This window comes from Nocardioides xinjiangensis (assembly GCF_017916455.1).
Lineage (GTDB): Bacteria > Actinomycetota > Actinomycetes > Propionibacteriales > Nocardioidaceae > Nocardioides > Nocardioides xinjiangensis.
Genome location: NZ_JAFMSY010000004.1, coordinates 259,328 through 271,994, shown reverse-complemented (window position 1 = coordinate 271,994; position 12,667 = coordinate 259,328). Strand labels below are relative to the sequence as shown.

The 12,667-nt window shown below is 72.1% G+C and carries 9 protein-coding genes; 2 read left to right on the top strand and 7 right to left on the bottom strand.

The genetic code is table 11. The annotated features are described in order from the left end of the window. Positions 1–520 precede the first annotated feature (520 nt). The 5 genes from guaA to guaB all read right to left on the bottom strand — a co-directional run bounded on the left by guaA (position 521) and on the right by guaB (position 8,528). Entirely contained in the window at positions 521–2,095 is a 1,575-nt protein-coding gene (gene guaA / locus J3P38_RS16325; protein WP_210504372.1) for a glutamine-hydrolyzing GMP synthase, read from the bottom strand. A gap of 228 nt (positions 2,096–2,323) precedes the next feature. Beyond that, complete coding sequence (locus J3P38_RS16320; protein WP_210504371.1) at positions 2,324–4,030, bottom strand: GMC family oxidoreductase N-terminal domain-containing protein; 1,707 nt, start codon at positions 4,028–4,030, stop codon at positions 2,324–2,326. Beyond that, positions 4,027–5,643, bottom strand: coding sequence for a succinic semialdehyde dehydrogenase (locus tag J3P38_RS16315; RefSeq protein WP_210440003.1), 1,617 nt, complete (start codon positions 5,641–5,643; stop codon positions 4,027–4,029). Before J3P38_RS16315 ends, J3P38_RS16320 begins: the two co-directional genes overlap by 4 nt. 112 nt (positions 5,644–5,755) lie before the next feature. Continuing rightward, positions 5,756–6,865 (bottom strand): GuaB3 family IMP dehydrogenase-related protein, encoded by a 1,110-nt coding sequence (locus tag J3P38_RS16310; protein ID WP_210440002.1) that lies wholly within the window; start codon positions 6,863–6,865, stop codon positions 5,756–5,758. Positions 6,866–7,025: 160 nt separating this feature from the next. Then, entirely contained in the window at positions 7,026–8,528 is a 1,503-nt protein-coding gene (gene guaB, locus J3P38_RS16305) for an IMP dehydrogenase (protein ID WP_210504370.1), read from the bottom strand. Between the two features lie 103 nt (positions 8,529–8,631). Here guaB and J3P38_RS16300 point away from each other — a divergent pair, with 103 nt between their 5' ends. Together J3P38_RS16300 and J3P38_RS16295 are read left to right on the top strand one after the other, a co-directional pair. Next, on the top strand, positions 8,632–9,153 hold the full coding sequence (locus J3P38_RS16300; protein WP_210440000.1) for a SigE family RNA polymerase sigma factor: 522 nt from the start codon (positions 8,632–8,634) through the stop codon (positions 9,151–9,153). After that, entirely contained in the window at positions 9,147–10,511 is a 1,365-nt protein-coding gene (locus J3P38_RS16295; RefSeq protein ID WP_210504369.1) for a hypothetical protein, read from the top strand. Before J3P38_RS16300 ends, J3P38_RS16295 begins: the two co-directional genes overlap by 7 nt. A gap of 55 nt (positions 10,512–10,566) precedes the next feature. Here the strand turns inward: J3P38_RS16295 and groL are convergent, their stop codons facing one another. Next, on the bottom strand, positions 10,567–12,186 hold the full coding sequence (groL, locus tag J3P38_RS16290) for a chaperonin GroEL (RefSeq protein ID WP_210439998.1): 1,620 nt from the start codon (positions 12,184–12,186) through the stop codon (positions 10,567–10,569). An 80-nt stretch (positions 12,187–12,266) separates the two neighbouring features. After that, positions 12,267–12,560: a co-chaperone GroES gene (gene groES, locus J3P38_RS16285; protein ID WP_210439997.1), complete on the bottom strand. Its 294-nt coding sequence runs from the start codon at positions 12,558–12,560 to the stop codon at positions 12,267–12,269. Between the last annotated feature and the right edge of the window lie 107 nt (positions 12,561–12,667).

Here is a 12,667-nt window from a genome sequence, read left to right as displayed (position 1 = left end):
CCTGGCACTACCGCATGACCTCGAACGGCATCTTCGAGTGGACCAGCCCCCACGGCCACCACTACCGACGCGACCACACCGGCACCACAACACTCGACCCACCCGATCCATCCCATCGGCCCACCGTCCCGCGACCCCGCCGACCATGACCCCGCCCCACACCCCGCCAGACATGCCATGGCGGGGCCGGTGGCACGTCTCGATAGGTCCGGGCGCACGGCGGTGCCGGACGAGGGACCAGCGGTCAGGCACCGCAAACCAGAGGCGCTCCCCCGCCGGGCGCCCTCCTCGCCATAGCGACGACACGACCGGGCACGCACACATGAGCGCCTAGCGGGGAGCGACGTGCTCGTCGCGCCGGACGTACGGGTGGCGCTCGTGCCGTCGCCGGGCGAGCGCGACAGCACGCACTCGCCGACCGGGGTCACCCGTGGCCAGCCGCAGCCGCAGCCTCGAGCCCTGGCAGTCGCGACTCAACGACGGGTCGAGGTCGCGCAGGCTCCGGCCGTACGACCCCGGCTCACTCCCACTCGATGGTGCCCGGCGGCTTCGAGGTGATGTCGAGGGTGACCCGGTTGACCTCGGCCACCTCGTTGGTGATGCGCGTGGAGATCCGCTCCATGACCTCGTAGGGCAGCCGGGCCCAGTCGGCGGTCATGGCGTCCTCGGAGGTTACGGGCCTGATCACGACTGGGTGGCCGTAGGTCCGCCCGTCGCCCTGGACACCGACGGAGCGGACGTCGGCGAGGAGCACGACCGGCATCTGCCAGATGTCGCGGTCGAGGCCGGCGCGGGTGAGCTCCTGGCGCGCGATCGCGTCGGCGCGGCGCAGGATGTCGAGCCGGTCGGCGGTCACCTCGCCGATGATGCGGATGCCGAGGCCCGGCCCCGGGAACGGCTGGCGCCACACCATCTCGGCCGGCAGGCCGAGCTGCTCGCCGACGAGGCGAACCTCGTCCTTGAAGAGCGTGCGCAGCGGCTCGACGAGCTGGAACTCGAGGTCCTCGGGCAGCCCGCCGACGTTGTGGTGCGACTTGATGTTGGAGGTGCCGGCGCCGCCGCCGGACTCGACGACATCGGGGTAGAGCGTCCCCTGGACCAGGAAGCCGACCTTCTCGCCGTGCTCGGCCGCCTCGCCGAGGACCTGCACCTCCGCGGCCTCGAAGGCCCGGATGAACTCCCGGCCGATGATCTTGCGCTTCTCCTCTGGGTCCGTCACGCCGGCGAGCGCGGCGAGGAAGGTCTCCCGGGCGTCGTAGACGTGCAGGTTCACGCCCGTCGCGGCGACGAAGTCGCGCTCGACCTGCTCGGCCTCGCCCTCGCGGAGCAGACCGTGGTCGACGAACACGCAGTGCAGCCGGTCGCCGATCGCCCGCTGGACGATGGCCGCCGCGACGGCGGAGTCGACGCCGCCGGAGAGGCCGCAGATCGCGAGGCCGGAGTCACCGATCTGCTCGCGCACCCGCTCGATCTGCTCCTCGGCGATGTTGAGCATCGTCCAGGTCTGGCGGGCGCCGGCGATGTGGTGCAGGAAGTGCTCGAGCACCTTCTGCCCGTGCTCGGAGTGCAGCACCTCGGGGTGCCACTGGACGCCGGCGAGCCCCCGGTCGACGTCCTCGAAGGCCGCCACGGGGGTGCCCTCGGTCGAGGCGAGGACCGTGAAGCCGTCGGGCGCCTGCGAGACCGAGTCGCCGTGCGACATCCACACCTTGTGCTCGGCGGGGATGCCCTCCAGCAGGGTGCCCGGCTCGGAGACGGCCACGGGCGTACGTCCGTACTCCCGCGCGCCGGTGTGCGCGACCTCGCCGCCGAGGCCCTGGGCCATGAGCTGGAAGCCGTAGCACATCCCGAAGACCGGCACCCCGGCCGTGAAGACGTGGTCGTCGATGCCGGGGGCGCCTTCGGCGTACACGCTCGAGGGGCCGCCGGAGAGGATGATCGCCTTGGGCTTGCGCGCCAGCATCTCGGCCACCGGCATGGTGTGCGGGACGATCTCGGAGTACACCCGTGCCTCGCGGACGCGCCGCGCGATGAGCTGGGCGTACTGCGCCCCGAAGTCGACGACGAGGACGAGGTCGTGCTCTGGCTGCGTCACGGTCGGAGTCTATCGAGGTCGCCGCTGCACGGTCTTATCCGGACGGACATCAGGGCCCGGCCGGGGAGGGAGGGTGGCCGGGCCCTGATGCGGACGTCCCAGCCCTGCGGACAGGTGCCGAGATCACGGAGTCCGACCCTTGGGAGGGAGCGTGACTGTCGGACTCCTTACTCGGCCCAACGACTCCCTGAGGGGGTGGTTACGGCCCGCCGCGAGGAATTCTGCGGGTCAGCTGACCCCGACGATCGGGAGCCGCAGCGCGCCCGGCGCCGCCTCCGGCACGACCGGGTTCTTCGGCTCAACGGGAGCGACGACGCGGTACGCCGAGCCGAGCGCCGGCCGCGGGTCGGGCTCCCCCTTGTTGGGCCAGAAGGCCATGGCCCGCTCCGCCTGCGCGGTGATCGTCAGCGAGGGGTTCACCCCGAGGTTCGCCGACACCGCCGAGCCGTCGACGACGTGCAGGCCGTCGTGGCCGAAGAGCCGCTGCCAGGGGTCGACCACGCCGGTCTCCGGCGACTCCCCGATCGTGCAGCCGCCGATGAAGTGCGCGGTGAGCGGGCGGTCGAAGGGCTCCCCGACGTTGCCGCCGGGCGTACCTCCCATCACGTCCGCCATGCGGCGCACGGCGTCGTAGGCCACCGGGATGTAGGTCGGGTTGGGCAGGCCGTGGCCCTGCACCGACGTCATCCGCCAGCCGAAGCGGCCCTTGACGCCCCTGGTGGTGATCGAGTTGTCGAGCGTCTGCATCACGAGCGCCACGACGGTGCGCTCGGACCAGTGCCTGAAGTCGTAGAGGTCGAAGGCGGTGCGCCGCTGCGCCCACAGCTCGCGCAACCAGGTGCGCACGCGTGAGGTGCCGGGCACCTCGTCGGCGAGCACGGTCTGCAGCAGCGCCATGGCGTTGGAGCCCTTGCCGTAGCGCACCGGCTCGATGTGCGTGACGTCGTCGGGGTGCCACGACGAGGTGATCGCGACCCCCTCGGTGTAGTCGGTCGAGGTGTCCGGCGCCAGCGCGCCCAGGATCGCCTCGGAGTTGGTGCGGGTGAGCACGCCGAGCCGGTCGCTGACGTGCGGCAGGTCGCCCTCGCCCTTGAGCTGGTGGAGCAGCTTCTGGGTGCCGAGGGCGGCCGCGGAGAAGACGACCTGGTCGGCGGTGAACGTCCGGACGGCCGTACGCCGCGACAGCTTCGCCTTGGTCCAGCGGGCCGTCACCTCGTAGCCGCCGCCCGCACGCGGCCGAACGCGGGTCACGGTGGTCAGCGGGTGCACCACCGCGCCGGCCTGCTCGGCGAGGTGGAGGTAGTTCTTGACCAGCGTGTTCTTGGCGTTGTGGCGGCAGCCGGTCATGCACTCGCCGCAGTTGCGGCAGGCGTGCCGGACCGGGCCGGCACCGCCGAAGTACGGGTCCTCGAAGCGCTCGCCACCCTGGGCGTCGGGCCCTCCGAAGAAGACGCCGACCGGTGTCGGGTGGAAGGTGTCACCGACGCCCATGTCCTCGGCGACCTTGCGCATCACCTCGTCGGCCGGGGTGTGACGCGGGTTCTCGACCACGCCCAGCATCCGCTTGGCCTGGTCGTAGTAGGGCGCCAGCTCGGCCTTCCAGTCGGTGATGTGCGCCCACGACGGGTCGCGGTAGAACGCGTCGAGCGGCTCGTAGAGCGTGTTGGCGTAGACCAGCGAGCCCCCACCGACCCCGGCGCCGGCGAGGATCAGGCAGTCCTTGACCATGTCGATGCGCTGGATGCCGTACATGCCCAGCGCGGGCGCGAACAGGAACCGCCTGGCGTCGAAGGACGTGGCTGGGAAGTCGCCGTCCTCGAAGCGCGCGCCGGCCTCGAGCACGCCGACCGAGTAGCCCTTCTCGGTGAGCCGCAGCGCCGTGACCGAGCCACCGAAGCCCGACCCGACGACGAGGACGTCGTAGTGCGCGCTCACGCGCGACCGAGCTTGTTGAGCAGGCGGAGCGAGGCCGTCAGCACCGTGGCGTTGGCCTCCTCGGACATGCCGAGCACCGGCGCGATGGGCACCAGGCGCTGCGTGGCCACCGACTGCGCCTCGGTGTAGCGCAGGATCCCCTCGGCTCCCTGGCGCCGACCCAAGCCCGACTCGCGCATGCCGCCCATCGGCGCGGCGAGCGAGCCGAAGGTGGCGCCGTAGGCCTCGTTGACGTTCACGGTGCCGCACCGGATGCGGCGCGCGACGGACCGTCCGCGGGTCGTGTCGCGGGTGTACACCGACGCGTTCAGGCCGTAGAAGCCGTCGTTGGCGCGCTCCACCGCCTCGTCCTCGCTGTGGAAGCGGTAGAGGGAGACGACCGGGCCGAACGTCTCCGCGCCGAAGCACTCCATGTCGGCCGAGACGCCCTCCAGGATGGTCGGCTCGAACACGAAGGGCCCCAGGTCGGGGCGGTGCCTGCCGCCGGTGAGGACGCGTGCTCCCTTCGCGACCGCGTCCTCGACGTGCCGGGTGACGGTGTCGAGCTGTGCCTGGGAGATCAGCGAGCCCATGTCGAGCGACCAGTCGTGGCTGGCGCCGAGGGTCATCGCCTGGGTGCGCGAGACGAACGCGTCGACGAACCGGTCGTAGACCTGGTCGGCGACGAACAGCCGCTCCGTCGACACGCACAGCTGGCCGGCGTTGGAGAACACCGCTCGTACGGCGCCCTCCGCCGCGCGGTGCACGTCGGCGTCGCGGAGCACGAGCATCGGGTTCTTGCCGCCGAGCTCGAGCGAACAGCCGATCAGCCGGTCGGCGCACTGGCGGGCGATGAGCCGTCCGGTCGCGGTCGACCCGGTGAAGGCGACGTAGTCGGCCTCGGCGACCAGCGCGCCGCCGACCTCGGGGCCGGGACCGGCGACGACCTGCCAGATCTCGGGCGGGAAGCCCGCCTCCTCCAGCATCTGCACGCCGAGCAGCGCCGTCAGCATGACCTGTGCGTCGGGCTTGGCCACCACGGCGTTGCCCGCGAGCAGGGCCGGCAGGCCGTCGCACAGCGCCATGGTGAGCGGGTAGTTCCAGGGCGAGATGATGCCGACGACGCCCTTGGGGACGCGGTGCACCTCGGCCCGGGTGAGCACCGGGAACATCCCGGCGACCCGTCGGCTGTCGAGGTGCCGGTGGGCGGTCCGGGCGTAGTAGCGGGCGGTCAGCGCGACGTGGGCCACCTCGAGGTAGGCGTCCTTGCGCGCCTTGCCGGACTCCCACACGACGAGGTCGATCAGCTCCTCCTGCCGGTCGAGGACCAGGTCGTGGAGGCGGAGCAGCGCCGCGGCGCGCTCGTCGAGCGGGGTGGCCGCCCAGGCCGCCTGAGCGCGACGCGCCCGGGTGAACGCCTCGGCGACGTCGGCGGCGCTCGACTGCGGGACGTGCGCGAGCGGGGTGCCGCCGACGGGCGAGGTCACCGCGGCCGTCTCGCCGGAGGTGCTGACGATCCGCCGGGTCAGGGCGGCGACGTACGAGCGGTCGAGGCCGTAGGCCGCCGTGCTGTCGTGCTCGGGGTCCGCGGGCCCGTCGGTGATGGGACCGGAGGCGGGGGTCTGCTCGCTCATCCCCGAAGGGTAGGTCGGCGCCGAAGCCGTTGCTACTGGTTGGTCACTTTTCCCAGCATTTGACATCCGTACGGCTTTTGTCGAGCCCTCCGAGCGGCGCCCGGCGCGGACGTCAGCGGTGGACGACGACCTCGATGCGCTGGAACTCCTTGAGCTCGGTGTAGCCCGTGGTCGCCATCGCGCGCCGCAGGGCGCCGACGAGGTTCATGGTGCCGTCGGCGACGCGCGAGGGACCGAACATGATCTCCTCGAGCGAGCCGACCGGCGAGAACTCGACGCGCTCGCCGCGCGGGAGCTCGGCGTGCGTGGCCTCGCTGCCCCAGTGGAAGCCGCGCCCCGGCGCCTCGCTCGCACGGGCGAGCGGGGAGCCGATCATCACCGCGTCGGCGCCGCAGGCGATGGCCTTCGCGATGTCGCCGGAGCTGCCGATCGAGCCGTCGGCGATGACGTGCACGTAGCGGCCGCCGGACTCGTCGAGGTAGTCGCGGCGCGCGGCGGCGACGTCGGCCACGGCGCTGGCCATGGGCACGGCGACGCCGAGGACCGTGCGCGTGGTGTGCGCGGCGCCGCCGCCGAAGCCGACGAGCACGCCCGCCGCGCCGGTGCGCATGAGGTGGAGGGCGGCCTGGTGGGTGGCGCACCCGCCGACGATGACCGGGACGTCGAGCTCGTAGATGAACTCCTTGAGGTTCAGCGGCTCGGCCTGGCTGCTGACGTGCTCCGCGGAGACGGTCGTGCCGCGGATGACGAACATGTCCACGCCGGCGTCGACGACGGTCTTGGCGTGGTCGCGGGTGCGCTGCGGCGACAGCGAGCCCGCGACGGTCACGCCGGCGGCGCGCACCTCCGCGAGCCGGGCGGTGATCAGCTCCGGCTTGATCGGCTCGGTGTAGATCTCCTGCATCCGGCGCGTCGCCTCCGGCCCCTGCAGGCCGGCGACCTCCTCCAGCAGACCGGTGGGGTCGTCGTACCTGGTCCAGAGGCCCTCGAGGTTGAGCACCCCGAGGCCGCCCATCTGGCCCAGCGCGATCGCGGTCGACGGCGACATCACGGAGTCCATCGGCGCCGCGAGGACCGGGATGTCGAAGCGGTAGGCGTCGATCTGCCAGGCCGTGCTGACCTCCTCGGGGTCGCGGGTGCGCCGCGAGGGCACGATCGCGATGTCGTCGAAGGAGTACGCGCGGCGACCGCGCTTGGCACGGCCGATCTCGATCTCGGTCACGGGGCACAGTCTCCCACCACTCCCGCGGGTCCCGTCGACTCGGGGAGGCAACCGAACGCGCGGGCCAGGTGGTCGGGCAGGGTATGGAGACACTGGCCGGCGAGCGGCCGACGACGCGGATGGTCTCCGAGGGCGACCTGAGGAGCGGCGCGCTGCTGGTCTACCGGCCGGAGTAGTTGGGCGCCTCGGCGGTCATGGTGACGCCGTGCGGGTGGCTCTCGGTGAGCGACGCGCTCGTGATCCGGACGAAGCGGCCCTTGTCCTGCAGCTCGGGGACGGTGCGGGCCCCGACGTAGAACATCGACTGGGTGAGCCCGCCGACGAGCTGGTGGGCGACCGGACCGAGCGGCCCGCGGTAGGCCACCTGCCCCTCGATGCCCTCCGGGACGATGTGGTCGTCACTGGCGATCTCGGCCTGGAAGTAGCGGTCCTTGGAGTACGACTTCTTGCCCCGGCTGCTCATCGCCGCCAGCGAGCCCATCCCGCGGTAGGACTTGTACTGCTTGCCGTTGACGAACACGAGGTCCCCGGGCGACTCCTCGCACCCGGCCAGGAGCGAGCCGAGCATCACCGAGTCGGCGCCGGCGACCAGCGCCTTGGCGATCTCGCCGGAGTGCTTCATCCCCCCGTCGGCGATGACCGGAACCCCGGCGGGCTTGCACGCCAGCGACGCCTCGTAGACCGCCGAGACCTGCGGCACGCCCACGCCCGTGACGACGCGCGTGGTGCAGATCGAGCCGGGGCCCACGCCGACCTTGACGGCGTCGGCGCCGGCGTCGACGAACGCCTGCGCGCCCGCGCGGGTGGCGACGTTGCCGCCGATCACCTGCACGTGGCGGGTGGCCGGGTCGGACTTGAGCCGCTTGACCATGTCGAGGAGGAGGTGGACGTGGCCGTGGGCGGTGTCGGCGACCAGGACGTCGACACCGGCCTCGACCAGGCGGGTCGCCCGCTCCCACGCGTCGCCGAAGTAGCCGATGGCCGCGCCGACGAGCAGCCGGCCGTCGTCGTCGTACGACGCGTGCGGGAACTGCTCGCCCTTGACGAAGTCCTTGACGGTGATGAGGCCGGTGAGGTGGCCCTCGTCGTCGACCAGCGGCAGCCGCTCGCGCTTGTGCTGGCGCAGCAGCGCCGTGGCCTCGTCGCGGGAGATGCCGGGGTGCCCGGTGACCAGGCCCCCGGCCGTCATCACCTCGCTGACCTTGGTGGTGGCCCACTCGGCCACGGGGGTGAACCGCAGGTCGCGGTTGGTGATGATGCCGATGAGCCGGTTGCCCAGGTCGACCACGGGCAGCCCGGAGACGCGGTACTCGCCGCACACGCGGTCGAGGTCCTCCAGCGTCGCGTCCGGCCCGATGGTGATGGGGTTGGAGATGATCCCGGTCTGGGTGCGCTTGACGAGGTCGACCTGGTAGGCCTGGTCCTCGATCGAGAGGTTGCGGTGCAGCACCCCGAGGCCGCCCTCGCGGGCCATCGCGATGGCCATCCGCGACTCGGTGACGGTGTCCATGGCCGCGCTGATCAGCGGCACCCGGATCGAGATCTCGCGCGTGAGGCGCGTCGTGGTGTCGATGTCGCTCGGAGCGAGGTCGGACTCACCCGGGAGCAGCAGGACGTCGTCGTAGGTGAGGCCGAGCGCAGCGAACTTCTCCGGGATCTCCACTCGTGCATTCTACGTGGCGGGTCGGCCGGTCTGGGACAGTGTCTGGGACCGCGTGCAACCTCCGGGGCGGATCGCCGCGTTGGGAACGACATGGAGCAAGACAGTGCGTGACGAGGCGGCGTTCGTGGAGTTCGCCGCGTCGGCGCGTGAGCGCCTGCGGCGCACGGCGTACCTGATGTGCGGCGACTGGGACCGGGCCTCGGACTTCGTCCAGGAGGGCCTGGTCCGGGTGTACGTCCGGTGGCCGCGGCTGGTGCGCAACGGCGGGGAGCTCGCCTATGCCCGCAAGGCGGTGGTCAGCGCATACCTCGACCACGCCCGGCGCCGGTCGAGCACCGAGCGTCCCACCGAGCCGGACCCCGCGCTCGCCTCGGCGGAGGACGTCGCGACGGCCGTCGTCGACCGGCAGACGCTGATGGCGGCGTTGGCGGGGCTGCCGCCGCGACAGCGCGCGTGCGTGGTGCTGAGGTACTTCGAGGACCTCTCGGTCGCCGAGACCGCGGCGCTGCTGAGGTGCACCGAGGGCACGGTGAAGAGCCAGACCTCGCGCGCGCTGTTCTCGCTCCGGTCCGTGCTGGAGGACTCGCCGTCGGGCGAGCAGGCCGAGGGAGCGGTGTCATGGTGAACGAGCTGCGCGAGCTGTTGCGGGACGCGTCGTCGGCGCCGCCGCAGGCGCCGGGCGACCTGCCCGCGGTGCTGCGGTCGGGTCGCCGGCGGGTCCGGCTGCGCCGCGCGGGCGTGGTCGGCGCCGGCGCCCTGACCGCCGGGGTCGTCGCGCTGGCGTCGGTCGCGTGGGTCGACCCCGCCCCGGAGGACCTCGAGGCCGCGGGGATCCCGCGTCCGGCCGGTCCGACCGTCCGCCTGGCCGAGTCCCGTCCGGCCGTCGAGGGGACCGACTACCGCGACGTCACGACGTACGCCAACGAGGACCTCGACGCCGACAACGGGCAGTACGTCGACGGCGTCACCGACGACGGGCTCCTGCTCTTCCGCGACGGCCCGCGCTCGGACCAGCTGTTCCCCCGCTTCGCGCTCCTCGACCCCGCCACCGGCGAGAAGGACTGGCTGCCGCGTCCCGACGTCGGCCAGGCGCAGCTGTGGGCCGTGGAGCTGTCGGAGGACCGGCTCGTGCTGGTGAGCCCGGACGACGGCCTCGTGACCGACGGCCCGTCCGCAGGCCTGACGGCGCACGTCTTCGACCGCGCCGACCGACGGTGGCGCTCCCTGGCGTGGCCCGAGCTGCGCCGCGCGAGCGAGCCGTGGGGTGCCGAGGTCGGCCCCGACGGCCGGCTCTACGTCCCGGTGCCGGCGACCCGGGGGAAGGTGCCCGAGGGCGGCTGGCCGACGGGGCCCGGCGGCGAGGCCGACGACGCCGATGCCGAGGGCGACACCTTCGACCTCTGGTCGGCGTCGCTCACCGACGCCGGGGACGTGCGCGACGAGCGGCTGCGGGTCGGGGCCTTCGACTTCGACGGCGACTCCCTGGTGTGGACCGACTCCTCCAACGGTGCGGCCGGCCGGGTCCACGTCCGCGACCTCGACACGGGCGAGGAGACGTCGTTCGACCCGCGGCTGGGCGAGCGGTGCAACCTGCTGGGCTTCGACGTCGCCGGGGACCGGATCGCGATGTCGCAGTACTGCGGCACCTACGGCGACGGCGTCCGCGACGACCGGGTGCAGGTGGTCACGACCGACGGCGAGCAGGTCGTCACGGTGCAGGACGACGGCGTCGACGGCGGCCGGCTGGTCGCCGGCGGGGACTTCCTGACCCTGACGGCGTACGGCCGGGCGAGCGGCGGCACGTACGTCTACGACATCGGGGGCGGCCGCCTGCTGCGGCTCAGCGAGGCGCACTCGTCCTGGGCGGTCGGGCAGGGACCGGCCCCCGGCGACCTCTTCCTGTGGAACGAGCCCGCGGGGCGGGTCAGCGAGGTGTTCGGCCGCAGCGGCGCCCGGGCGCACGTGAGCGAGATCCTCCGGTAACGCGACAGGCCCGCACCGGAGTCCGGTGCGGGCCTGCTGCGGGTCGTGCGGGCGCTCAGTGGCCGTGGCCGTGCCCGTGACCGGCGGCCGCGGGCTCCTCCTCCTCGGGCTTGTCCACGACGAGGGTCTCCGTCGTGAGCAGCATCGCGGCGATCGACGTCGCGTTGACCAGCGCGGAGCGGGTGACCTTGACCGGGTCGAGCACGCCCTGGCCGACCAGGTCGCCGTACTCGCCGGTGGCGGCGTTGTAGCCGTTGCCCACGCCGAGCTCACGGACCTTGGACGTCACGACGTAGCCGTTCTCGCCACCGTTCTCGGCGATCCAGCGCAGCGGCTCGTCGGCGGCCTTGCGGACCACGCGGACACCGGCCGCCTCGTCGCCGGTCAGGCCGAGGTCGTCCTGGAGCACCGAGACGGCGTGGATGAGGGCGGAGCCACCGCCGGGGACGATGCCCTCCTCGATCGCGGCACGCGTCGCGGAGACGGCGTCCTCGATGCGGTGCTTCTTCTCCTTGAGCTCCACCTCGGTGGCGGCGCCGACCTTGATCACGCAGACGCCGCCGGCGAGCTTGGCGAGGCGCTCCTGGAGCTTCTCGCGGTCCCAGTCGGAGTCGGTGTTCTCGATCTCGGCCTTGATCTGGTTCACCCGGCCCTCGACGGCGGTGCTGTCGCCCGCGCCGTCGACGATCGTGGTGTTGTCCTTGGTGATGACCACGCGACGGGCCTGGCCGAGCACCTCGAGGCCCACCTGGTCGAGCTTGAGCCCGACCTCGGGGGCCACGACCTGGCCGCCGGTGAGGATCGCGATGTCCTGCATCATCGCCTTGCGGCGGTCACCGAAGGCGGGGCTCTTGACCGCGGCGACGTTGAACGTGCCGCGGATCTTGTTGACGACCAGCGTCGAGAGCGCCTCGCCCTCGACGTCCTCGGCGAGGATGAAGAGGGGCTTGCCGGTCGCGATGACCTTCTCCAGCAGCGGGAGGAGCTCCTGGATCGAGGAGATCTTGCCCTGGTGCAGCAGGATGTAGGGGTCGTCGAGGACGGCCTCCATCGACTCCGGGTCGGAGACAAAGTAGGCCGAGATGTAGCCCTTGTCGAACTGCATGCCCTCGGTGAACTCGAGGTCGGTGCCCATGGTGTTGGACTCCTCGACCGTGATCACGCCGTCCTTGCCGACCTTGTCGAAGGCCTCGGCGAGCAGGTCGCCGATGTGGCTGTCGCGGCTGGAGATCGTGGCGACCGACGCCATGTCCTCGCGGGACTCGACCTCGCGGGCGGCCTCGCGCAGCGCGTCGCCGACGGCCTCGGCCGCGGCGTCCATGCCGCGCTTGAGGCCCATCGGGTTGGCACCGGCCGCGACGGCGCGCAGGCCCTCGTGGACCATCGCCTGGGCCAGCACGGTGGCGGTGGTGGTGCCGTCGCCCGCGATGTCGTTGGTCTTGGTCGCCACCTCCTTGGTGAGCTGGGCACCGAGGTTCTCGAACGGGTCGTCGAGCTCGACCTCGCGAGCGACGGTCACGCCGTCGTTGGTGATCGTGGGGGCGCCCCACTTCTTGTCGAGGACGACGTAGCGGCCCTTGGGGCCGAGCGTGACCTTGACGGCGTTGGCGAGGGCGTCGACGCCGCGCTCGAGGGCGCGGCGGGCGTTCTCGTCGAACTCCAGGATCTTGGGCATCTGTGTGCTCCTAGGAAAGGTTCAGGACCGGACGTGCACGGATCCCGGCTGGCGCTGCGCCAGCCGGGATGCCAGGTGCGTCAGGAGACGACGGCGAGGATGTCGCGGGCCGACAGGATGAGGTACTCCTCGCCCGCGTACTTGACCTCGGTGCCGCCGTACTTGCTGTAGATGACCTTGTCACCCACCGCGACGTCGATCGGGACGCGGTTGCCGTTGTCGTCGACACGACCGGGACCGATCGCCACGACCTCGCCCTCCTGGGGCTTCTCCTTCGCGGTGTCCGGGATGACCAGACCGGAGGCGGTGGTCTGCTCGGCTTCGACCGTCTGCACGACGATGCGGTCCTCGAGGGGCTTGATGTTGACCGACACTTCGGATCAACCTCCACTTTCTCTTCACGAGACTCTTCAGGAGCCGGGCGGCTCCAGGACGTGGGCTCGCGGTCCGGTCGGCACGCCGTCGCGGGGGTCGTGCCAGG